The sequence below is a fragment of the Solwaraspora sp. WMMA2101 genome, from assembly GCF_049179175.1.
In the GTDB taxonomy this organism is placed as follows: domain Bacteria; phylum Actinomycetota; class Actinomycetes; order Mycobacteriales; family Micromonosporaceae; genus Micromonospora_E.
Genome location: NZ_JBMHMA010000006.1, coordinates 5,915,294 through 5,936,486 on the forward strand (window position 1 = coordinate 5,915,294; position 21,193 = coordinate 5,936,486).

21 protein-coding genes are annotated in these 21,193 nt (G+C 69.0%); 12 read left to right on the plus strand and 9 right to left on the minus strand.

Features of this window, described 5'->3' with window-relative positions:
- Window position 1: 1 nt before the first annotated feature.
- From ACN28F_RS27955 to ACN28F_RS27980, 6 genes are all read left to right on the plus strand, one after another.
- Window positions 2-967 (plus strand): hypothetical protein, encoded by a 966-nt coding sequence (locus ACN28F_RS27955; protein WP_421360444.1) that lies wholly within the window; start codon window positions 2-4, stop codon window positions 965-967.
- 183 nt (window positions 968-1,150) lie between these two features.
- On the plus strand, window positions 1,151-3,565 hold the full coding sequence (locus ACN28F_RS27960) for a glycoside hydrolase domain-containing protein (RefSeq protein WP_421360446.1): 2,415 nt from the start codon (window positions 1,151-1,153) through the stop codon (window positions 3,563-3,565).
- On the plus strand, window positions 3,562-4,008 hold the full coding sequence (locus ACN28F_RS27965; protein ID WP_281550544.1) for a hypothetical protein: 447 nt from the start codon (window positions 3,562-3,564) through the stop codon (window positions 4,006-4,008). Before ACN28F_RS27960 ends, ACN28F_RS27965 begins: the two co-directional genes overlap by 4 nt.
- Window positions 4,008-4,655, plus strand: coding sequence for a twin-arginine translocation signal domain-containing protein (locus tag ACN28F_RS27970; RefSeq protein ID WP_281550543.1), 648 nt, complete (start codon window positions 4,008-4,010; stop codon window positions 4,653-4,655). The genes ACN28F_RS27965 and ACN28F_RS27970 overlap by 1 nt, the downstream gene beginning before the upstream one ends.
- 174 nt (window positions 4,656-4,829) lie before the next feature.
- Complete coding sequence (locus ACN28F_RS27975) at window positions 4,830-6,155, plus strand: ATP-dependent 6-phosphofructokinase (RefSeq protein ID WP_281550542.1); 1,326 nt, start codon at window positions 4,830-4,832, stop codon at window positions 6,153-6,155.
- Window positions 6,156-6,321: 166 nt separating this feature from the next.
- On the plus strand, window positions 6,322-8,724 hold the full coding sequence (locus tag ACN28F_RS27980; RefSeq protein ID WP_421360448.1) for an ATP-binding protein: 2,403 nt from the start codon (window positions 6,322-6,324) through the stop codon (window positions 8,722-8,724).
- A gap of 61 nt (window positions 8,725-8,785) precedes the next feature.
- Here ACN28F_RS27980 and ACN28F_RS27985 read toward each other — a convergent pair whose 3' ends face one another.
- Together ACN28F_RS27985 and ACN28F_RS27990 are read right to left on the minus strand one after the other, a co-directional pair.
- Entirely contained in the window at window positions 8,786-10,282 is a 1,497-nt protein-coding gene (locus tag ACN28F_RS27985) for a cellulose binding domain-containing protein (RefSeq protein WP_289205436.1), read from the minus strand.
- A 135-nt stretch (window positions 10,283-10,417) separates the two neighbouring features.
- Window positions 10,418-11,503, minus strand: coding sequence for a hypothetical protein (locus tag ACN28F_RS27990; RefSeq protein ID WP_421360451.1), 1,086 nt, complete (start codon window positions 11,501-11,503; stop codon window positions 10,418-10,420).
- 195 nt (window positions 11,504-11,698) lie between these two features.
- Here ACN28F_RS27990 and ACN28F_RS27995 point away from each other — a divergent pair, with 195 nt between their 5' ends.
- Window positions 11,699-12,022 carry a DMT family transporter gene (locus ACN28F_RS27995; RefSeq protein WP_421361545.1) on the plus strand — a complete coding sequence of 108 codons (324 nt, stop codon included), beginning with the start codon at window positions 11,699-11,701 and terminating at the stop codon, window positions 12,020-12,022.
- On the plus strand, window positions 12,019-12,690 hold the full coding sequence (locus ACN28F_RS28000; protein WP_421360452.1) for a TetR/AcrR family transcriptional regulator: 672 nt from the start codon (window positions 12,019-12,021) through the stop codon (window positions 12,688-12,690). The genes ACN28F_RS27995 and ACN28F_RS28000 overlap by 4 nt, the downstream gene beginning before the upstream one ends.
- Here ACN28F_RS28000 and ACN28F_RS28005 read toward each other — a convergent pair.
- Genes ACN28F_RS28005 through ACN28F_RS28015 form a run of 3 tightly spaced genes read right to left on the minus strand, consistent with a single transcriptional unit; the run spans window position 12,617 to window position 14,276 of the window.
- Window positions 12,617-13,150 carry a hypothetical protein gene (locus ACN28F_RS28005; protein ID WP_421360453.1) on the minus strand — a complete coding sequence of 178 codons (534 nt, stop codon included), beginning with the start codon at window positions 13,148-13,150 and terminating at the stop codon, window positions 12,617-12,619. The genes ACN28F_RS28000 and ACN28F_RS28005 overlap by 74 nt on opposite strands.
- Complete coding sequence (locus ACN28F_RS28010; protein ID WP_421360455.1) at window positions 13,147-13,938, minus strand: hypothetical protein; 792 nt, start codon at window positions 13,936-13,938, stop codon at window positions 13,147-13,149. Before ACN28F_RS28010 ends, ACN28F_RS28005 begins: the two co-directional genes overlap by 4 nt.
- The gene (locus tag ACN28F_RS28015; RefSeq protein WP_289205442.1) at window positions 13,935-14,276 is read right to left on the minus strand and encodes a hypothetical protein; all 342 of its coding nucleotides are present in this window, start codon (window positions 14,274-14,276) and stop codon (window positions 13,935-13,937) included. The genes ACN28F_RS28010 and ACN28F_RS28015 overlap by 4 nt, the downstream gene beginning before the upstream one ends.
- Window positions 14,277-14,548: 272 nt before the next feature.
- Between ACN28F_RS28015 and ACN28F_RS28020 the strand changes: the two genes are divergently transcribed.
- The 4 genes from ACN28F_RS28020 to tnpC all read left to right on the plus strand — a co-directional run bounded on the left by ACN28F_RS28020 (window position 14,549) and on the right by tnpC (window position 17,745).
- Window positions 14,549-14,782 (plus strand): winged helix-turn-helix domain-containing protein, encoded by a 234-nt coding sequence (locus ACN28F_RS28020; protein ID WP_289205443.1) that lies wholly within the window; start codon window positions 14,549-14,551, stop codon window positions 14,780-14,782.
- Window positions 14,783-14,846: 64 nt separating this feature from the next.
- Window positions 14,847-15,143: a winged helix-turn-helix domain-containing protein gene (locus tag ACN28F_RS28025; RefSeq protein ID WP_416631669.1), complete on the plus strand. Its 297-nt coding sequence runs from the start codon at window positions 14,847-14,849 to the stop codon at window positions 15,141-15,143.
- Between the two features lie 345 nt (window positions 15,144-15,488).
- A complete protein-coding gene (locus ACN28F_RS28030; RefSeq protein WP_289205445.1) occupies window positions 15,489-16,250 on the plus strand; it encodes a transposase family protein in 762 nt (253 codons plus the stop codon).
- A gap of 79 nt (window positions 16,251-16,329) precedes the next feature.
- Window positions 16,330-17,745 (plus strand): IS66 family transposase, encoded by a 1,416-nt coding sequence (gene tnpC / locus ACN28F_RS28035; protein ID WP_289205446.1) that lies wholly within the window; start codon window positions 16,330-16,332, stop codon window positions 17,743-17,745.
- Window positions 17,746-18,184: 439 nt separating this feature from the next.
- Here tnpC and ACN28F_RS28040 read toward each other — a convergent pair whose 3' ends face one another.
- From ACN28F_RS28040 to ACN28F_RS28055, 4 genes are all read right to left on the minus strand, one after another.
- On the minus strand, window positions 18,185-18,466 hold the full coding sequence (locus tag ACN28F_RS28040; RefSeq protein ID WP_353850443.1) for a hypothetical protein: 282 nt from the start codon (window positions 18,464-18,466) through the stop codon (window positions 18,185-18,187).
- Between the two features lie 288 nt (window positions 18,467-18,754).
- Window positions 18,755-19,678, minus strand: coding sequence for a hypothetical protein (locus ACN28F_RS28045; RefSeq protein WP_289205448.1), 924 nt, complete (start codon window positions 19,676-19,678; stop codon window positions 18,755-18,757).
- A gap of 173 nt (window positions 19,679-19,851) precedes the next feature.
- Window positions 19,852-20,553 (minus strand): hypothetical protein, encoded by a 702-nt coding sequence (locus ACN28F_RS28050; RefSeq protein ID WP_289205449.1) that lies wholly within the window; start codon window positions 20,551-20,553, stop codon window positions 19,852-19,854.
- Complete coding sequence (locus ACN28F_RS28055) at window positions 20,550-21,188, minus strand: hypothetical protein (protein WP_289205450.1); 639 nt, start codon at window positions 21,186-21,188, stop codon at window positions 20,550-20,552. The genes ACN28F_RS28050 and ACN28F_RS28055 overlap by 4 nt, the downstream gene beginning before the upstream one ends.
- Window positions 21,189-21,193: the final 5 nt, after the last annotated feature.

Below are 21,193 nucleotides of genomic sequence, written 5' to 3' on the forward strand. Positions count from 1 at the left end.
GGTGAGCAGCGACTTCGACGAGTACGCCGCCCTGGCCCGGCACCTGCACGAGCTGCACCGCACCGGTCAGGCCGGCTCGGCGCAGCATCAGACCCGTCGACAGCGGCTCACCGGCTACGCCGACCAGCTCGGTCAGCGGCTGTACGCCCAGTGGCAGCGGCTGGCGGCGATCGCCCAGGCCGCCGGCGAGCCGGCACCGCCCGCGCCGCCGCCGATCACGGCGAACCCGGCTGCCGACAACGCGGCGGGCCAGCAACGATCCGGCGGGTACGGTGCCTCGCCGGCCGGTGTCCCGTGGCCGCCACCGCCACCGCCACCGCCGGGCCGGGCGATGCCGGGTCAGGCGATGCCGGGGCCGGCCGGGCTGCCACCGCCGCGCCGGCCCGAGCTGGCCACCAGCGAACAGCCGGTGCCGATGTCCGCCGGGGCTTTCGGGCCGTCCGCGCAGGCCGGGCAGGTGCAGCCGTACGGCGTCGGAGCGGGCGCGGCCGGCCCGGTCTCGGCCGTGCCGGTCTCCGGTGACCCGGCGGCCGTCGGCGGTTTCCCGCCGGACGCGGAGCAGGAGCTGGAGGCGGCCCGCCGCCAGCTCGACGAGGCCGATGCCGCAGCGACCGAGGCGGAGCAGGCGGCGGCCCGCCCGCCGCTGCTGCCCGGCTTTTCACCGCTGGCCCGGGCGGTCACCGTCTACCTGGGGTTCGCCGCCGTCGTCGCCGCGCTGCAGTTCGCCATCTTCCTGAACCCGTTCGCGGCCCGCGTCGACGTCAGCACCAAGTTCATCTGGTCCTGCACCGGGTTCCCGGCGATGGGGTTCTTCTCCGCGTACTTCGTGATCAGCAAGTGGGGGCGGTCCCGGCTGGAGACCGACGGCGGCCCCCGGTTCCCGAAGCTGGGGTTTTTGATCAGCTTCGCCGGCGCTGCCGCCTCGATCCTCCTGCTGCTGGTCTTCCTCCAACTCGACGAGTTCTGAGTACGGCACTGCCGTTGTCCGGCCACAGTGTCTTCCCACTCGGGGCAAAGGTGTGCGTATAGTCTATTATCAGCAAGCATCGATACGAGTCTGTTTTGAGGCTATGGAAGACTGCCGTGCCCAAGGCGGCCGTGCCCAACGACCGGCAGGGTGTTCGTCCCGACGTCGAACAGGGGAGACAACGTGGCCGATCCGAAGGTCCTGGAAGCGCAGCAGTGGGTCAACGCGACGTACGGCGGGGTGCCCGGCTACGTACGCTGTCCCGAAGACGGCCGGACCGGCTGGTCGACGATGTATTCGCTGGTCATGGGTCTACAGCACGAGCTCGGGATCAGCCCGGTGGTGGCCAGCTTCGGTCCTACCACGACGTCCAGGTTCCAGGCGCTCGGTCCGATCGGCGCGGGTTGGGACCGTAACCGCAACATCGTCGCCATCCTGCAGCACGGCCTGTTCTGCAAAGGTTACTGGGGGGTCGAGCCGGCAAGCTACGGCTGGTACACCGGCGTCACCGTCGCCGCGGTCAAGAGTCTGCGGTCCAACATGGGGATTCCCGACGGCGACGGTACGGTCGACGCGACCATCGCCAAGTGCATCCTCAACATGGACGCCTACGTCGTGGTGGCGGGCGGCACCGACAAGATCCGGGACATCCAGCGCTGGTTGAACGGACGCTACTGGCAGCGGCCCGCCTACCTCATCGGCCCCTGTGACGGCATCTACTCCCGCGACGTGCAACGAGCTCTGCTGATCGCCATCCAGTACGAGCTCGGCTTGGACGCGAACGGCAACTTCGGGCCCGGCACCCAGGCCGGCCTACGCGCGAACCAGGTCCGGCAGGGCGACTCCGGCATCTTCGTCGAGCTGTTCTCCGCTGCCTGTGTGTTCAACGAGCCGATTGGCGACTACCGGACGAACCGGCGCACGACCTACGACGCGGCCCTCGCCGACTTCGTCCGGGCCTTCCAACGCTTTTCTCAGCTGACCGAGAACGGTGCCGGTGACTACCAGACCTGGTGCCAGCTGCTGGTGTCGATGGGGGATCCGGACCGGCCAGCGACCGGCTCCGACACCCGTTACGAGATCACCGCGTCCCGCGCCAGCTGGTTGTGGAACAACGGCTACCGGATCGTCGGTCGATACCTGTACGACCCGCCCGGGTCGACCCTGGACAAGGAGATCAAGCCCGGCGAACTGCAGACGATGTTCGCCGCCGGGCTGCGGGTCTTTCCCATCTACCAGGACGATGGGCGGCGGTTGTCCGACTTCAGCTACGGCATCGGCTACCAGCACGCCCTCAACGCCCACAGTCTGGCCGTCGGCTACGGTTTCAACAAGGGTACCGTCATCTACTTCGCCGTGGACTACGACGCCACACAGGCTGAGATCGACTCGGCGATCGTCCCGTACTTCCACGGAGTGGTCGCCGGCCTGGCCAGCCGTGGTAAGCGCTACATTCACGGCGTGTACGGATCCCGGAACGTCTGCTGGAACGTCACCAACCGCACTTTCGCCCGGTACTCGTTCGTCTCCGGCATGTCGTGGGGATTCTCCGGCAACCTCGGGTTCACGCTGCCACCGAACTGGTCGTTCAACCAGATCAAGGAGTTCGTCGTCGTCAACGGCAGCGACTCCTTCGACCTGGACCGCAACGTGTGGCGACACGGATCCGACCCTGGAACCAGCTCGGTCAACGACTCCGCCGGGCCTGCCGACACGTTCATCGACTACATCGAGCAGCTGTACGCTCTCGCCGTCTCCTATGGCGGCGACAGGTCACCCTCCCAGTTGGTGATGGAGTACGTCCGCCACGCCGAGTACGGCAGCCGGGACCCGCTCAACCAGTTGGGCTGGTGGTACCTCATCGGTGGCTACGACGAGGGATTCGTCAGCTACGCCAACGCGCGGGGAATGTCCGTCATGAAGTGGTTCACCGACCCGTTCACGGGCTACGATCTGGGCGCCGAGCACATGATGGCGACCGCGAACGGGCACCTGGTGACGCCGCAGGAGAGTAACCAGAAGGCCGCAAACGGCGGCGACGTCGCCGGGTGGGGCGGGGACCTCATGACGTTCTACGCGGACTGGCGCAACTCCGAGGAGCAGTACGCGTCGGGCCGGGCATTCTGCGAGGCCCGACTGGCCATCCCTGGCGTCGAGTCGTCCTTCGGGTTCAACGATCTGATCGAGGACGCAGATGGTTACCTCATCGCTCGCGCGGTCAGGTCCGGCCGGACCATCGTCCAGGCCGTCCGGGACCACTACAACGGCGGTGGTGGTCTGCGCCGGTTCAACAACTTCTTCGCGCAGCGCTGGACCACGGTGGAGAACTGCCGGTTCGCCGCACACAACGCGTTGACCGCGACCGACACCACGCTCGGCATCGCGCGTACGCAGCTCATCGCGACGGCGGGTGCCATGCTGCCGACCGTGCTGATCAATCTGCCCGGCGGTGGCGACAAGCTCGACGGCTTCCTGCAGGGCTTCGCCGACACGATGTTGACCAGGATCGGCACGGAGTCGCGGATGGAGTCCAACTACCGGGCAAATCACGAGAAGTACCTGACGCGGGCGTCGCAGCAGCTGGAAGAGCGCCGATGACGTTCGAATCAGCTGCGGCACTGCTTCCGTGCCTTCCGCTCCTCGCGATCCCCGCGTTCAGCGTCTGGCGGCTGATCCGAGGGCTGCGCGCGGGCACCTGGAAGCGGCCGGCCTGGTTCGGCCACGCTGCCTGGGCATCCTTCTTCCTGACGGTGCTCGTGTGGCTTCGTGGTTTCGTCTCGGGCGGGCTCAACAGCGAAGACACCTGCAGGTTCGTCCACCACCAGCCGTTCGACGCCGCCTACTGGGAAGCGCATCGGGACGACCGGTTCCGCGTCTTTCCGCTCAGCAACAAATGCAACGCAGCCTACGATCTGGTCCCGGTCTGGGTGAATCCGACGATCGTGGTGCTCTCCGTGCTCTTTGTGATCAGTATGGTCGGCCTTTGTTGGGTGATCGCACCCCGGCTGAAGCGGATATCGGAAAAGGAACGGAGGCACTGATGGGTAACTCCTTGTCGCGCCGTCAGCTACTCGGCGCTGCGGCGGTGACCGGAGCAGCCGTGGCCGCCGCCGGTGCCGCCCAGGCCGCGCCGACGACACCCGGGACCTGGGAGCGCGACCGCTCGGTGAACGGCTGGCCCGTGCTCAGGTCAGCCGGCTGGCACGACATCGAGGGCAGCGGCCATGTGGTCGCGCTCGCCGACGGACCCGCGGCGGTGATCCTGACGTACGTCGCCCGTCGCTTCCACTATGAGATCGACCAGCTCCGGGCCGGCGACGTCCACGGGCACAGCACGCGGACCAGCCTGAGGGCGGCCTACGAGTCGAACTACCTGTCCGGGTCGGCGTTGGCGATCCGACCGCTGGCGTACCCGGTGGGAGTCCGGGGCGGTCTGTACCCCCGGGAAATCGTCGTGGTCCGGGACATCCTCGCCGAGTTGGCTGGCGTGGTGGCCTGGGGTGGTGACTTCGATCTACCCAAGGAGTCGCACTTCGAGATCGCCTACCGTCCGCAGGACCAACGGGTGACCTGGGCCGCCAGGAGGATCAACGGTTGGGCGGCGAGTCCGGGCGGTCAGGGTCCCGGGGCGATCGATGCCTTCGACCCGGCCCGGCGAGCCAGGGCCAGGTCCTTCGCCGGTTCATAGGACCGGGACCATGCCCGAGCCCGAGCCTGCCTTCCGATGGAGCCAGGGTGAGTGTCTGCCGGCCTCGGGCTACCCGGTCGCCCCGCCCGTCAGCTGAGCGGATCGCCGTGGTCCGACCGGCCGACGGTGCCGTTCGGTAACGCCGTTGAAAACAACGGCCGGGACCATGGGTGGATGGCCGACGAGCCGGTGCGACTGGAGATCCGGACGCTGGGCGGGTGCCTGTTCGACTCGCCGCTGGCCCGACTGCTGCTCGGGCGCAACACCAGCTGGCACTACGTCGACGAGTCCGACCGGGTGCTGCTCGACGACACCGTCGGGATGCTCACCGGCCGGGGTCTGCCCATCGACGAGCTGCCGAGCCTGGAGCCGGGCGGACCGCGACAGAAGATCTTCTTCGAGCCAGCGCGAACCCGGGTCGGGATCGTCACCTGCGGTGGGCTCTGCCCCGGCCTGAACAATGTGATCCGGGCTCTGGTGCTGGAGTTGACCACCGGCTACGGGGTGCGGCAGATCGTCGGTTTCCGTAATGGCTATCAGGGGCTGGTCGCCCGGTACGGCCACGACCCCGTCCCGCTGACCCCGGCGGTCGTCGACCGGATCGACGAGTACGGCGGCACGATCCTCGGTACGTCGCGGGGCAACCAGGATCCGGAGGAGATCGCCGACACCCTCGACGAGCTCGGCATCGACATCCTGTTCGTGATCGGTGGCGACGGTTCGATGCGGGGCGCGTCGCGGATCACCGAGGTGCTCGCCCGGCGGGGCCGGCCGGTCGCCGTCGTCGGGGTGCCGAAGACGATCGACAACGACATCCCGTACATCGATCAGAGCTTTGGGTTTCAGACGGCGGTCGCGCGCGCCACCGAGGTGATCCGGGCAGCCCATGTGGAGGCCACCGCGTTTCCCGGCGGGATCGGGCTCGTACAGCTGATGGGCCGGCACTCGGGTTTCATCGCCTGCTACGCGGCGCTGGCCACCCACGACGCCGATTTCGTCCTGGTGCCTGAGGTGCCGTTCGCCCTGGACGGCCCGGGTGGTTTCCTGACGCACCTGCGTCGGCGGGTCGCCGACCGGGGGCACGCGACGGTCGTCGCCGCCGAGGGCGCCGGCCAGGAGCATCTGGCCGGCGAACCTGTCGGCCACGACGCCTCCGGCAATCTGCGGCTGCACGATTTCGGCCGGTACCTGCGGCAGCGGATCGTCGAGGACTTCGCCGGGGCCGGGCGCGAGGCGAGTGTGAAGTACATCGACCCGAGTTACACGATCCGTGGCGTGCCGGCGAACCCGTACGACAGTGTCTACTGTATTCGGTTGGCGCATGCGGCGGTGCACGCGGCGATGGCCGGTCGGACCGACCTGGTGGTGGGTCGGTGGCGGGGCAGGTTCGTGCACGTGCCGATGCCGTTGACGGTGAGCACCCGCAACCAGGTCGACCCGCACGGCGACCTGTGGCTGTCGGTCCTGGAGGCCACCGGTCAGCCGCCGCTGATTGCCTGATCGAGCGGCGGGAAGCCCGTGCCGGCGCACGCCGGGCCCCGGTGATTCGTCACTGATCTGTCATCGCTGTGATCACACTATGTGCGCATTGTCGTCGATTCTGGTTACGTACATGCGGGCAACGACGCACGTCAGGTGCGCCAGGGCGTTGAGTGGTTGGGGAAACATGCCTACCGGTCAGGTGCAGCATGACCAGTTCGGAGACCTGCTCAGAACCCTCCGCCTGGAGCGGAAGCTGACCCAGGAGGAACTTGCCGAGGCGGCGGGTTCCAGCGTCCGCAGCATCCGGGAAATGGAGCGCGGCCGGGTGCGCAGCCCGCAACGACGGACGGTGGTGCTGCTCGCCGATGCCCTGCGGCTGGCCGGGGCGGACCGCGACCGCTTCGTCGCCCTGGCCCGGGCCGAGCGGCAGCCGCGCGAGGGCGGCACGGTGCCGCACGACGGCCCGGCGGTGGTCGTACCCGGGGAACTGCCGTCCGCCGTCCCGGACCTGGCCGGCCGGGCGGAGATCCTGCAACGGCTGTCGACGCTGGCCGCCGAGGTCGCCGCCGGCCGGCCCGAGACCTCCTCGGTGGTGGTGCTGCACGGGCCGCCAGGGATCGGCAAGACCAGCCTCGCGGTCGCGGCCGGACATCGACTCAGTGGTGCCTTCGCCGGCGGACAGCTCTTCGTCGACCTGCAGGGCGCCTCGCCGGACGGACCGCTCGACCCGGCCGAGGCGCTGGCCGGGCTGCTGCGGTCGCTCGGGGTGCCGGACAGCAGGGTGCCGGTGTCGCCGGCCGAGCGGGGCGGCCTGTTCCGCACCCTGACCCGGGACCGGCCGCTGCTGGTGATCCTGGACAACGCCGCAGACGAGGCACAGGTACGTGCACTGTTGCCGGCCGGGCGGGGATGCCTCGTGCTGGTGACCTGTCGGCGTCCGCTGGCCGGCCTGGCCGGCGCGGTCCGCCAGCCGCTCGACCTGCTTGACCCGGCGGCCGGTCGAGCGCTGCTCGCGGCGATCGTCGGCGCCGACCGGATCGCCGCCGAGCCGGCCGCCGCCGACCAACTCGTCACCCTCTGCGGACAGCTGCCGCTGGCCGTGCGGATCGCCGGCAACCGGCTCGCCAGCCGACCACAATGGTCAGTAGCGTGGCTGGTGGACCTGCTCCGCGACGAACGTCGAAGGCTGACCGTCCTGACCGCCGGGGACCTGGGCGTGCGGTCGGCGTTCGAGGTCTCGTACCGGCAACTGGACCCGGTGATCGCGCGAGTGTTTCGGCGGGCCTCACTGATCCCCGGCACCGATTTCGCACCCGCGCTGGTCGCCGTCGTGGCCGGCATCGACGAGGAGACCGCGTCGACGGCCCTGGAGGAGCTGGTCGAGGCGGGTCTCCTCCTGACCCTCGGCGACCGGTACCAGTTCCACGACCTGGTCCGGCTCTACGCCAAGGAACGCCTCGACGCCGAGGAACCGCAGACCCGCCGGACGGCGGCGCACGAACGGATGATCGGCTGGCTGCTGCTGCGTACCCGGCAGGCCGGGGTGATGTTCGAACCGGACGCCGGTCGGGCCGACTCCCCGTTCGACGACGATCGGGCGGCGGCGTACTGGCTGAACCGGGAGTCCGGCAACTGGCTGGCGGCGCTGCGCTACGCCGCCCGGTGTGGCCGACACGCCGACGTGGTCGCGGTCGCCAGGGCGTTGCACTGGTACTCCGACGCCAACAGTCACCGGCACCCCTGGGAAGAGATCTTCGCGCTGGCGGTCGCCGCGGCCCGAGCCGTCGGCAGCCCTCGCGACGAGGCCGTACTGCTGAACTTCCTGGGTTGGGCCCAGTACTTCTGCCAGGACCGCAACCTCGACGGGCTGGCCACCCTGGACCGGGCGCTGGACCTGGCCCGGCGGATCGGGGACCGCCGGGAGCAGGCGTGGGCACTGACCTACACCGCCGCGGTCCTGGTCCGCACCGGCCGCGCCGAGTCGGCAGTCGACCACAGCCGCCGGGCGGTCGGGCTGTTTCGCGAGATCGGGTACGCCCTCGGCGAGCAGAGCGCGGCGAGTGCGCAGGCGGGGTCGCTGGCCGCGCTCGGCCGGTTCGCCGAAGCGGCCGAGTTGCACCGCGAGGTGCTGGCGTTCCACGGCCGGGGCACCGGGCTCAGCCGGACCGGCGCGGCGGTGGCCCGGGCCGGCGCGATGATGAGTCTCGGGGCGGATCTGGCCGGGATGGGCCGGCTGCGGGAGGCCGCCGACGAGTACGCCCGCGCCCGGCGGGTGTTCAACCGGTGCGGCGCGACGTTCAGCGAGGCCAGCGCCGTCCACCGGTACGGGCTCGTGCTCGCGGCGTTGGGTGAGGCAGACGCGGCGGCCGAGGCGCTGCGCGCAGCGCTGGCCCTCTACGCGGCACTGTCCTGCCCGTGGTGGGAGGCACAGACGCTGGACGCGCTCGCGGCGCTGGCCGGCGCGGCCTCGGACCGGGCCGCCGCCCGCCTGCTGCGCCAGCGGGCGCTCGACCGCTGTGGCGAACTGGACGCCCCGCAGGTGCGGGCCCTGCGCGCCACGCTGCGACTCGAACTGGCCGAGCCCTGATCTGCGGACGCGCACCGGGCCCCGCCGGTGATGCGGCAGGGCCCGGCGCCAGTGGGCAGGGTCAGTTGCAGGTAGTGCCGTTGAGAGTGAAGGGTGTCGGGGTGGCGGGGGAGCCGTCAGCGGTGTAGCCGAAGTTGACGGCACCGCCGGTCGGGATGGCGGCGTTGTGGCTCTCGTTGGTGACGGTCACCGCCGATCCGGTCTGCTGGAAGACGCCGTTCCAGTGACCCTGCAGGAGCTGCCCGCCGGGGAATGTCCAGCCCACCGACCAGCCGTTGACGGCCGGGCCGTCGTTGTAGACGGTGACGCTGGCGGTGTAGCCGGTGCCCCACGAGTCGGTGACGACGAAGGAGACCCGGCAGCTGCTGGCGATCGCCGTCGCCGGCACCAGGTTGCCGTAGTCGTCGCGGGCGGTGGCGAAGTCCTGGAACCCGAAGCCCGGTCCGGCCGACCGGGTGGTGGTGCCGGCGGCGAGCACGGTGCCGTCGGGGTTGACGAAGTAGACCGGGCCGCCGCTGTCGCCGCCCCGGGCGGAGTCGTGGCCGTCGAGCTGGGTGGCTTCGACGAGGTCCTCGATGTCGGTGTAGTGGTAGTCGACCCGCAGGTTGCAGATGGGTCCGCCGAGCACTCCCGCCGAGGTGTACCCGGACTGGCACAGCAGCTGACCGGGGAAGACCTCGGTCCAGCCGACCACTTCGGCGCGGACCTCGTCGTGCTGACCGCCGACGTAGATGTGGTCGCCGGGTGCCGACGTCGAGATGATCATCGTGTCGTGGTCGTCGTTGCTGTCGACCGCGTAGCCGATCAGCGTGCCGGTGCCGGTGGTGGTGTCCCAGCCGGTGTGCCAGACCGAGCCGATCGACCCGCAGTGCTCGGCGGTCAGGATGTAGCCGGCGGTGGTGTCCGCGTCACGTACGCCGAAGCCGGCGGTGCACCAGGGCCCGGCGGGCCCGATGCCGGCCCCGCCGTCGAACGGTGCGTCGTCGTCGGTCCGCGACCGTTCGACCATCTGGTCGCGTTCGACGAAGGTGGTACGGACACCGGTCTCCGGCAGGGTCGGCAGCTCGGTGCTCGAGCTGTAGTCGACGCCGATCTCGATGCCGGTGCCATCGGTACGCAGCCGGACCGAGTGGCTGGCGTCGGTCGGGTCGGCCTCCACTACCGGGGCGATCCGGGCGGCTGCCGTACGCAGTTCGGCGCGGGAGTAGGTGGCGTCGGCCACCTCGACCGGCGCGGTGCGGCGGGCGGCGGCGACGGCCGCGGCGATGTCGGCGGGCGGCTCTCCCTTCCACCACAGGGTGACCTGGTCGTCGACCAGGCCGATGCCGGCGTAGCCACGGCCCGGCGCACGGTCGACCGCGGTGCGGATCACGTTGGCCGCGTCGACCAGCGGAGCCTGGGCGACCATCCGGTCCAGGGTCGGTGCCGGGATGAGGTCGAGGATGGACTCGGTGGTCCCGGCCGGCTCCGGCTGGTGGGCCTCGGCGCTGGCGGAGGTGGGACCGGTGAGCGCGGTCGTGCCGACCATCGCTGCGACGACCACCGCAAGGGTGGTCACTGTTCGAACTGATGCCATGACGATCAGTCAAGCAACGTCTGATGTGGGGAGACAGGCAGGACGCCCGGCAGGAGTCATCCTGCCGGGCGTCCTGCCGGTAGTTACGTACCGGCACATGGCCGGGCCGAGGTCGGCTCACCACCACTGGCGTACGGTCACGGTCGCGGCTCCGCCGTTGTCACTGAGGTTGTTGTCGTTGATCGTGACCTGGAACCTGCCGCCTACCTGCCCGGCTGTTTCGTAGAGCAGGCACGGCGAGGTCGACGGGGTGCCGGTGTCCCGGGTGCCGACGATCGGGAACCAGCTGCCGGCCTCGTACCATCCGCGTCCGCTGATGAAGGTCGCGCCGGCCGTCACCGAGCCGATGAGCGAGTAGGGAGGCTCACCGGGCGCCGGGTAGCCGGGTACGGCGTGCTGCCAGGAGTACCCGTGCACCGGCTTGACGTTGCCCCAGAAGTCGGTCCTGATTTCCCCGGTCGCGTCGACGCGCAGGGCGTCGCCGTTCTCCAGGCCATGCTCCGCCAACCAGGGGGTCACGTGGTTGCCGGCGGCGGACCAGGGGTCGGACGTGTGGTTCGGCGTGGTCATGGGCGGCTGGCATCTCCGCAGGGTCGACGACTCCGGGGGCAGCAGGTAGCCGGTTTCGCGGCGGTACAGGCCCCAACCGGGCGCGGGCGAGCTGTAACCCGTGACCCGGTTCCACGTCGCCAGGGCGGCGTTGTCCTCGGTGGCCGGGTTCCAGTAGCTGTAGAAGGCCATCCCGCCGCCGACCGGTAGCGCGATCGGCACGTACCCCTCGATCCGGAACAGCGTGTACTCGTGGCCAGATGTCTTGCGGTCGCCGACGTTGCCGGCCCAGTTGGGGTCGGTGGTGAGGAAGTTGTCCGCTCGGTCGGGGCTCCACCAGTGGTAGAGCGGGGTGGTGCCGGCCGGCTGGGGGTTGTCGGGGTTGAAGACGTGCCCTTGGATGCCGACGCTGTGGTAGAGCGGGTCGGGCGCGCAGCCGGCGAGGCGGAAGTACTTGCAGGTCCACACCGACTGGCTGGTGGTGAAGTAGTCGCCCCGGGCGGGGCTGAAGAAGGTGACGAGCGGGACCAGGGTGGGGCCGCCGGCGGTGGCCGGCGGTGCCGCGAGGGTCACCGCACCCGCCGTCGCGATCACTCCGGTGACGATCCCGGCGGCCAGCAGGCTCCGGATTCGGGCTAACGCAGTGGTGAACATCGATCATCCTCGTGGGGCTGAAGGTGGCGAAACCAGGCACAGTCCAGCACCGGATCCCGGAGGTTGGCGTGAGTGGCGCGCCGCTCAAATCCGTGCGGCGGCTACTCACCCGGCGGTCGGCCGGGGATGTCCGCTGCCGGCCCACCCCCTTTCTTGTACGCTTGTACATGTACGTGTGTACAAGAACAGGAGACGATCATGGCGTACGTGTTCCTCGCTGCCGCGATCACCGCTGAGGTGATCGGGACGAGTCTGCTCAAGTCGACCCACGGGTTCACCCGGCTGTGGCCGACGCTCACCCTGGTCGCGGCGTACGTCACCGCGTTCGCCTGCCTCGCCCAGGCGGTGAAGACGATCCCGGTCGGTGTCGCGTACGCGCTGTGGGCCGGGCTCGGCACGGCGGCCATCGCCGCGATCGGCGCGACGTTCCTGGGTGAGCCGTTGACCCTGGCGAAGGTGACCGGGATCGGGCTGGTCATCGCCGGTGTGGTGGTGCTCAACCTGGGCGGTGCCCATTGACCGCCGACCCGGGTGGCGCGGCCAGCAGCCCGGCTCGCGGCTCGTCCGGCGGCCGGGACCGCCGTCCGGCGCGGCCCCGGGATCCGGAGGGTCGCCGCCGGGCGCTGGCCGCCGCCACCCTGGAGGTGGTCGCCGAGGTCGGCATCGGGCGGACCACGCACCGGGCGGTCGCCGCCCGCGCCGGTGTCCCGCTCGGGGCGACCACCTACTACTTTCCGACCCTGGCCGATCTGATCGTGGCCGGGCTGCGGCAGGCGCAGACGGACGTCGAGGCCGAGTTGCGCCGCTGGGCCGATCAGCTCGGCGACGGCACCGACCTGCCGGCCCGGCTCACCGGGCTGATCGGGGAGTACCTGGCCGACCGGGGCCGGGCGCTGACCGAGCTGGAGCTGTACCTGGCCGCAGCCCGCAGCCCCGAGCTGCGGCCACTGGCCCGCGCCTGGCGGGACCGTCTCTGCGAGATCCTGACGCCGCTGACCGGCGACCGTGCGGCGTACGCGGTCGCTGTCTTTGTCGACGGTGTCCTGCTGCAACACTTCGCCATCGGTGAGCCGCTGGACACCGCCGCCGTCGAATCGTCGATCGCCGCCCTGATCAGGTCGGATCAGCCGGCTGGTGCCCGTGGTCGTCGGGCTGCTGCTGGTCGGCCGGCTGCCCGTCCGGGGTGACCGCGGCCGGCCCGTCCGGGGTGACGGCGGCTGGCCGGTCGTCCGGCTCGGCGGCGATCATCGTGGTGGTGTCGTCGATCAGGTCGGCCAGGCCGGCCGGGCTGAGTCCTTCGTCGGTGACCAGGGCGACGACCAGCAGCGTCTGCGCGGTGATGGTCTCTGCGGTGGCGGGCAGGGTGTCGTGTTGGCCGAGGGCGGCGTACATCAGGGTTTCCGCCACGGTCGGGTCGATGGCGGTGCCGGCGGGGTCGAAGCGTTCCCGGACGCTGGCGACGAAGCGGATCACAGCGGCCGGTTCGCCGGGCCGGAAGCGTCGGTCGACGGTGAGCACGAACAGTCCGCTGAGCAGGTCGAGGTACTCCTGCCACTGGTCGTCGTCGAAGCGGGCGAGTTGGCGTTCGTGTGCGCCGGTCTGGCCGGCGACCAGGTAGGTCAGGGCGGCGGTGGGTGCGCTGGTCACCGGCTCCTCCAGGTGCGGAAGGCGTCTTCCCAGATGTGGTGGCGGACGAGCTGCCAGAAGGTGCGGAACCTGACGTGGTGCCGGCCGGCGGCGACCAGCGACGCGGCGGTACGGGCAGCGAGGCCGCGTACCTCGGTCGGTGGCTGATGCCCGGCGGAGTCGGCAGCGTCGCCGGGCGGATCGCCGTCGTCGGTGTCGGCGGTGGCGGGTGGGACGCTGGTGAGTGGGCGTCGTGCGGCCAGCCGGCGTAGCCGCTGCTGCGGCGGGTCGTAGCCGTTGGCGAGGGCGTTGAAGTAGCGGTCGAGGGCGCCGGTGCCGACGCCGAGGCTGCCGCCGAGCTGGTCGAGGCTGGCCAGGGCGGTGCGCAGCCGGGCGGCGGCGGCCTGGGCGTACGGGTCGTCGCTGCGGGCCAGGCGGTCGGCGGCGGCCAGCACCCGGGGTCGGGCGTCGCCGGTGGTGCCGGCGGCGTGGACGGCGTGCTCGCGGGCGGTCCGCAGACCGCGCATGATGGCGGCGACGCCGACCGGGCGGCTGCCCGGCAGCTGCGGCCGCGCGACGGTGACGGCGTCGAAGACTTCGCCGTACGCCTCCCACGCCTGGTGCAGGGCTTCCTCGTAGCGGTCGACGGCGAGCCGGGCGTCCGGGGCGAGCGTGTGGGCGTCGCCGAGCTGCTCGGTGACGTGGGTGACGGCGGTCTCCAGGGCCAGGCAGACCGCCCGCAGCGCGCCGATCGTGTCGGCGGCGACCTGCAGGGCTGCGGCGTCGGCGGCGTACTCCCGGGTGCTCATGCCGACCTGCTCAGCCAGGAGAAGCGGGGCCGGTCGGGGGTGTCGGCGACCCGGCCGGGGTCGAGCAGGGTCGCGCCGGGCCGGCGGAACGGCAGTCGGTGGTAGCGGTGCATCGTCGTTTCGGCTTCGGTCAGGTCCGCGCACGGTCCGGGCCGTCCACAGCCGAGACAACAGCCGGTGTACGCCGAGGTGGTGTGACTGTCGATGGTGCGTTGCGCCTCGACGACGCGGCTGCGGGCGTACCGGGTGTAGTAGGTCGCGGAGCGCTGGTCGCCGGCCGGGCGCAGCCGGGTGGGTGGTGGTGGGACGGTCGGGGTGGGGCGGGGGTCGGGTGTCACCGGACGTTGCCTCCCGTACGCGTGGAGATGGCACCCGCCGCTGATGCGACTGTTGTCGCAGGTGGCGGGCAGGTTGACGCACCCGGCCGACCGACAGGCGGCGCCGGCCGACCGGGCTTCTTGCGGCGCAACTGGCTCCGGGTTTGCAGACCTGGGAGCGGGTTGCTCGGTCATCGTATATAACAAGTGATGTACGAGCAAGTTCGCAGGTCATCACTTGCCATACCCACTGATTCATGGTCGAATGTGAGGTGCAGATCTGGGAGTAGACAATGCCCGCCAAACCGAAGTGGGCGCAGATTGCCGACGGCATCCGCGCCAAGATCGCCACCGGAGAGCTTGCTCCAGGCGACAAGCTGCCATCGACCAGCGAGCTTGGCCGTGAGCACGGCGTCTCGGCCATCGTCGTCCGACAAGCGATCAACACGCTGAAGGTCGAGCGCGTCGTCGAAGGCGTGCCAGGTGTCGGCGTCTTCGTCGCCGACCCGAACGAGACGCAGGTCTGACCCCTGCCGATCGATAAGGTGGGCTTCGGACTCTTGCGGCGGGCGGGGTATTGACGGTGGCCTGATGGGTCGGCCGCTACCGGCCCAGTTGGCGACAGCGCTGATCAGGGGAGGGCCGGCGATGCCGCCGAGCGCCAAGTGGGTAGGCCTCCTCGTCCACATCCGCAAGCAGATCGAGACCGGCGAGTTGTCGCCGGGCGCGAAGCTGCCGTCGACGTCGCAGCTCTGCGCCGAACACAACGTGTCGGCGATCGTCGTCCGCAACGCCATGATCGCGCTCAAGGCCGAAGGCCTGGTCGTCGGTGTACCCGGTGTCGGTGTCTTCGTCGTCGATGCCAACGAGGCCACCGGTGGGTCGTAGCTGGAAGCCTGCGTTTGTACCTGCGAACGGCTCGACTGGCCGTGGTCTTGGCTACGCTGGGTTCGTTGCCCAACTACTCGGGTGCTTGGAGTGGTGACCTCGGATCATGCCTTACGCTGTGCCCCTTTGGAAATCGATCCGTGATGACCTCCGTGCGCAGGTCAAAGCAGGGCTGTTGAAGCCGGGCGACCGGATTCCGACCACTCGGAAGCTGATGGAGCAACACTGAGGCTTATTCAGCAGGGCCTCGATAGCCCACAGTGGACCCCCTGATAAATGAGACGGCCCGCCCTCCCATAGGATGGAGTTACCACACAACAACCAAAGAAAAGCGGACCGCCGAACATGTATCATACCACCGGCTTCACGACCGATCAGATCCGCGACCTCTGCGTGCTGGTCCGCGCCGAATGCCGGAACCTGGGCATGGAACCGTGGCCACCGATCCTCGGCCTCTACCGCGCCCTCGTGGTCACGTTGACCTACATGCGGCGCAACCGCGTCCAAGCGGAGATCGCCGAGGCGCACGGCGTCTCCCAGTCGACGATCTCACGGGCGGTCACCGCCATCACCCCGGTCCTCGACCGCGTGCTGGCGGGGTTCGTGCCGACCGCCGACGAGCTCGACCCGACCGTCCAGTACATCGTCGACGGCACCCTGTTCCCCTGCTGGTCATGGCGCACGGACCGCTGTCTGTACTCCGGCAAGCACAAGACCACGGGCATGAGCGTCCAGGTCGCCTGCACCCTCGACGGCGCGCTCGTCTGGGTCTCCGATCCCGTCACCGGCAACCACCACGACTCGTACGCGATCAACGACACCGGTGTTCTCGTCAGCCTGAATCCTGCAGGCTGGATCGGCGACAAGGGATACGTCGGCAACGGCATGATCACCCCGTACAAGAAGCCCAAGGGCGGCGAGCTCACAGAGTGGCAGAAGGAATACAACAGGCAGGTCAACAAGATCCGCTGGGTCGTCGAACAGGTCATCGCGAATCTGAAGACCTGGAGAATCCTGCACACCGACTACCGCAGACCGCTCGCGACCTTCACAGAAACGATCTCCTGTGCCATCGGGCTGCACTTCTACAGGATCGCCTGTGAATAGACCTCACTCGACGTAACTAATCAGGTCGGCCGGTTCGGGCTGGTTTGATCTTGGTGGGGTTGTTGGGCAGGATGTCCGGGTGCCTGACGTGCCATCCATCGTGGAGCTGCTGGAGCGGCTCGTGGCGTTGGAGGAGGCCGTCGCGCAGCGGGATGCGCGGATCGCGGTTTTGGAGGCGGAGAACGCCGAGTTGCGGCGTCGGTTGGGTCAGACGCCGAGGAACTCGAATCTCCCGCCGTCGGCGCAGGGGTTGGACAAGCCCGCGCCGAGGTCGTTGCGGGGCCGGTCGGGACGCCGCGTGGGTGGTCAGGACGGTCACCGGGGGCAGACGTTGCGGCAGGTCGACGTGCCGGACGAGACGGTTGTCCATGAGCCGGTGGTGTGTGGCGGGTGTGGTGACGGCCTGGCTGGTGCGGCGGTTGTCGGGGTGACCCGGCGTCAGGTGTTCGAGATTCCGCTGGTCGCTGCCCGGGTGGTCGAGCATCGTCTCGTGGCGCGGCGGTGTAGGTGTGCGGCGGTGACCTGTGCGGACGCGCCCGTCGGGGTGGACGCGCCGGTGCAGTACGGTCCCCGGCTGGCGGCGGTCGTGGTGTATCTGCTGGTCGCGCAGTTCGGGGCGCAGAAACGTGTCGCGCGGGCGGTGGGTGATCTGTTCGGGGTGCCGGTCTCGCAGGGCAGTGTCGCGGCGTTGACCGCCCGGGCCGCGCGTCGTCTGGAGGGTGACTTCCTGGCCGTGGTGCGCCGGGCGTTGGCCCGGGCGCGGTTGGCGCACTTCGACGAGACCGGGTTCCGGGTCGCCGGTCGTCTGCACTGGGTCCATTCGGTGTCGACCGACAGGTTGAGCCTGCTGTACGTGCACCGCCGTCGTGGCCGGGAGGCGATGGACGGCGGTGGGGTGCTGCCGTCGTTCGCCGGGGTCGCCGTGCATGACGCGTGGGCGCCGTATGACTGCTACCCGGGCGTGACGCATGCGTTGTGCTGCGCGCATCTGCTGCGTGAGTTGGTGGCCGCTGGTGAGCTCGATCCGGACGCGACCTGGGCGGGGCAGGCGATCCGGGCGTTGCTGGACCTCAAGACCGCAGCCGAGGCCGCTCGCGCCGCCGGCCGGGACCGGGTGCCGGTGGACGTCCTCGCCGTCGGGGTCGCCTCGTTCCGCCACGCCGCGCTGGTCGGGGTCAAGCAGCACGCCGGTGCGCGGGCCCCGGTCGGGCGCAAACTCCACGCCCTGGCCCGGCGGATGCACGAGCGTATCGATGACTACCTGCGGTTCGCGTACGACCTGCGATGTCCGTTCGACAACAACGCGGCCGAGCGTGAGGTCCGCATGGTCAAGGTCCGACAGAAGATATCCGGCGCCATGCGCACCTTCACCGGCGCGGAACACTTCTGCCATCTGCGGTCCTACCTCGCCACCGCGGGCAAACACGGCGTCAATCTACTTGACGCACTCACGCAACTGACCTCCGGCCGACCATGGATCCCCGCCACCAACTGACCTGATTAGTTACCACTCGACGACCTCGGCAACCGTACGCCGTGCCGTCGACTCGATGATCGAGTCCGGCGAACTCGTCGGCAGGCAGGGCCTCGGCGTGTTCGTCGCCGATCGATCGGACAACGCCTGATCTTTGGCCTGCTATAAGCCTGTCGCTCCTGCTCCTGCCGAGGAAGGAGCGCGCACCCTGGGTCGGCCAAGTCCTCGACGCGGCCCGACACCAGGTTGTGCGTCCGGTACCTGAGCCGAGTTGGCGACAGTGCTGATTAGGGGGTATCGACGGTGCCGCCGAGCGCCAGGTGGGTCGAGCTTGTCGCCCACACCCGCAGGCTGATTGCGCCCGGCGACCTGCCGCCGAGCGCCGAGCTGCCGTCGACGTCGCAGCTCTGCCCTGAGCACAACGTATCGGCGAACGTCGTCCGCAACGCCATGATCGCGCTCAGGCCGGGGGCCTGGTCGTCGGCGTGCCCGGCGTTGTGTCTTCGTCACCGACCGGAACGAACGCTTCCTGCGTGGAGGTCTGCCACGAGTGAGCCGCCCGCTCCGAAAGCCGGTAGGCGATAGTCTTCAGTGCGTGACGGCTCGATTTCGCCAGGCGATGCGGTTGATGCGTCGTCGCGATCCGCAGGCTCGGGAAGAGGGCTTCCACCTTCTCCTGCAGCACGCTGCTGAGCATGTCGACGAGTTGATCGCTGAGTTTGTGGCCGAGCGGGATGATCATGGTTTGCGATGTTGGCTCTTGGAGCTTATAGGGCAGGCGCGATCGGCGAAGGCGTTGCCGATCCTGGTGGATCAGATGTATGGGGATGATCCTTCGCTGCGCTCCTGGGCGGTTCGCGGACTAGAGTCCTTGGATACCAAGGAAGCACGCCAGGAGCTCTGGAAAGCGCGCGCTAACGGACGTTTCAACTGAGATGTGTAGCAGGTTGGTCAGCGCATCCGCATCTGCTGTCCGTGCATAGCTCGGACGATACTCAAACGGGGTTGAGTATCGATGCGGCGGCAACCATCATCGACGGCCGCGCCACGCGGGCCACCTCCAATTGATTCCGGGTGGTGTCGAGTTTTCGAGCAGCGGTTTGAGCTCGCGGTACCGATGAAACCGGACGCCAAGATCGGGTTCTGAATCGGGGTCAGAGCGAAGGTCGGATTCACCGACAATCGGCACGACGAAGTAAATGCCATTGTCGGCTAGTGCCTCAATGAGCGATCTGAGGTAGAAATATCCCGGCATTAGACACGCGACGTGTCCCTCTTGTGTTGCAATGCCAATCAATTCGTCATAGTCGTAGACTGGATCGTAGGGTGCTGGGTAGAGGGCGCCGACGTGCCAGGGAATTCCTGCTTCGTCATGGCCGGGAGGCGTCCTTGCGAGAAGTCGATTGATACGTTGTCGATTGTGACATGCACCCATCACTGGCGCATTGGGAGCGGCGAGGAGGGATGGCAGTGTGAAGAGTGAGTCAGTGGATCGGCCAGATCGGATAACCGTCGCCGCGACCGACCACGAGATGGGTGGAGCGGCTACTCGTTGGAAGCGGGCGTGGGGCGGATCGACTGCTCGATACAGCGCTGGCTCGGTCATGGGGTATTGATCGCCTTCTAGGAAGACCGCAGTGTGCGGCGGATCGCCCCCCTCTACATACTCGGCAATGATTTCGATTGGCACTTGCGCCTCGGAGTCGGCCAAAAGGCCCATCGCCCTAACGATTTCCCATGGATTTTGATTGGCCAACTGCGAACCGTGTGGAGCGATGGTTGCTGGCGACGCTTGGGCGTACTCGTATACCCGAATGTGTTCTGCTGGTATTCCCGCTTCGATCCATTCTTTGCAGCGGGCGGGGGTTGGCATGGCGGTGCCGACTGTGCGGTTCATTCTCCTGAATTCGGCTGGCGATATGCCCAGCCCTTCCCATTCTGGGATCTCGTCCATTCTCACTAGGTTGGCTGCAACCAGTGCTGACCACTCTGGGGGATCATTTGAAGCCACATCGCGAGTTTACACACGCCTGAGATCGGCTGCCTCCACCTGGGGCTCCTCTCTGCTGATATTGCCATGAGTTGCCATAGATTTGCCGCGCTCGGAGCACTGCTCGGTCCAGCAAGTTACAGGTTGGACAGATATCCCTTCAGACTCTCCTTGGCCTGGTGAGTGAGGACGGCGGCGTCTTCGATGTTGGCGCGGGACAGCTCGGCCCACGTGTAGATCTCCTGCGTGCGGTCCTGCCGTCCGCCGGCAAGCAGTTGCGCTAGGCCGAGCTGGCTGGCCCGCATCGCGTTCGCAACGTTTGCCAGCTTGGCCTGCTGGGTCTCGATCTCGTCGAGGATCTGTCGGAGCCTCCCGATGTACCCGCCGGCCGACCCGGGCTCCGACCCGGCGCGAGGCTGGGTCAGCCGACGCGGCCGGTGTGGTGGTGCGCGTCGCGGCTCCTGTCTCGCCGGATCGACGGCTCGAAGGACCTGCTTCGGCTTACCCGTACCCAGGATCGGCGTTGGTGGCTTGCCGCCCGATGTCTCTTGCTTGCCCTCGTCGGCCTTCCGGCTCATCATGCGGTCGACGGCCGTACCAGCGGCGGACTTGCCCAGGATCCCGAGCATCGCGCCCGCGATCGCGCCACCGGTCGCTGCTGTCGACGGCGGCACGGGGAGACCGGCCTTCGTCGAGGCCAACCCCAGCAGCATGCCAACGGCTGCACCGCCAAGCTCGGCCAGCTTGCCAAGTGACTCCTTCGACAACTCCCGGCGGAACTGCTGGCCGAAGGTCTCGGCCTGCTGCTGGCCCTTGCGCTGCTTCCGGCCGTACCTCATGTCTGGACGACCGGGTCAAAGAAGGCGCATCCGGTGACGACCATCATCGGGAGGTTGATCGCCACGTCGCGGGCTACCCCCGCCGCCGTCAGGTCCATCAGCTTCTCGCCGGCGGCTTCCTCCTCCGACTGGTCGGCGTAGAAGGCGCACGCATCCCACAAGTTGGCGTGCAGGAAGGCGTACGACCATTGGGTGTAGACCTGGATGGGCACCGCGACCGCCGCCTTGTCGCCGACGCCGATGCGGTGCAGGTCGGGTTCCTCGGGCGTGGTGCCGAGGCCCTGGGCGAGGGGGAGCAGCTTGTGGCGGCTGAAGACCGGTTGCAGGTCGCCGTCGGGGTCGAACTCGACGAGCAGGCCACGGGCGATGAGGTCGTCGACGTAGCGTGCGGCGTGCGGCTCTGGCTTCGGGGCGGTTTCCAGCATGCGTACCAGGGAATCGCGGTTGACGGTGAGCTTCGCGTGCTGGTCCGGGTAGAGGAAGGCGGCGGCCCAGACGGCGGCCTCGGTTTCGGTCAGCTCCACGAGGTCGTCACCGAGATGCACCTCGTAGCACTCCGGCGTCGGGTCCGGCGGGCGGACGTACCGGTAGCGGGGACCCATGCTCAGCCCCGCGGGCACGATCACAGTCGACATCAGGT

Bases quoted from the DNA above. Each gene is read 5' to 3' on its own strand.
- ACN28F_RS27970 (WP_281550543.1), top strand. From the start codon at position 4,008: ATGGGTAACTCCTTGTCGCGCCGTCAGCTACTCGGCGCTGCGGCGGTG.
- ACN28F_RS27975 (WP_281550542.1), top strand. From the start codon at position 4,830: ATGGCCGACGAGCCGGTGCGACTGGAGATCCGGACGCTGGGCGGGTGC.
- ACN28F_RS28020 (WP_289205443.1), top strand. From the start codon at position 14,549: ATGCCCGCCAAACCGAAGTGGGCGCAGATTGCCGACGGCATCCGCGCC.
- ACN28F_RS28040 (WP_353850443.1), bottom strand. From the start codon at position 18,466: ATGATCATCCCGCTCGGCCACAAACTCAGCGATCAACTCGTCGACATG.
- ACN28F_RS28030 (WP_289205445.1), top strand. From the start codon at position 15,489: ATGTATCATACCACCGGCTTCACGACCGATCAGATCCGCGACCTCTGC.
- ACN28F_RS28025 (WP_416631669.1), top strand. From the start codon at position 14,847: ATGGGTCGGCCGCTACCGGCCCAGTTGGCGACAGCGCTGATCAGGGGA.
- ACN28F_RS28010 (WP_421360455.1), bottom strand. From the start codon at position 13,938: ATGAGCACCCGGGAGTACGCCGCCGACGCCGCAGCCCTGCAGGTCGCC.
- ACN28F_RS27990 (WP_421360451.1), bottom strand. From the start codon at position 11,503: ATGTTCACCACTGCGTTAGCCCGAATCCGGAGCCTGCTGGCCGCCGGG.
- ACN28F_RS28050 (WP_289205449.1), bottom strand. From the start codon at position 20,553: ATGAGGTACGGCCGGAAGCAGCGCAAGGGCCAGCAGCAGGCCGAGACC.
- ACN28F_RS28055 (WP_289205450.1), bottom strand. From the start codon at position 21,188: ATGTCGACTGTGATCGTGCCCGCGGGGCTGAGCATGGGTCCCCGCTAC.
- ACN28F_RS27965 (WP_281550544.1), top strand. From the start codon at position 3,562: ATGACGTTCGAATCAGCTGCGGCACTGCTTCCGTGCCTTCCGCTCCTC.
- ACN28F_RS28045 (WP_289205448.1), bottom strand. From the start codon at position 19,678: ATGGACGAGATCCCAGAATGGGAAGGGCTGGGCATATCGCCAGCCGAA.
- ACN28F_RS27980 (WP_421360448.1), top strand. From the start codon at position 6,322: ATGCCTACCGGTCAGGTGCAGCATGACCAGTTCGGAGACCTGCTCAGA.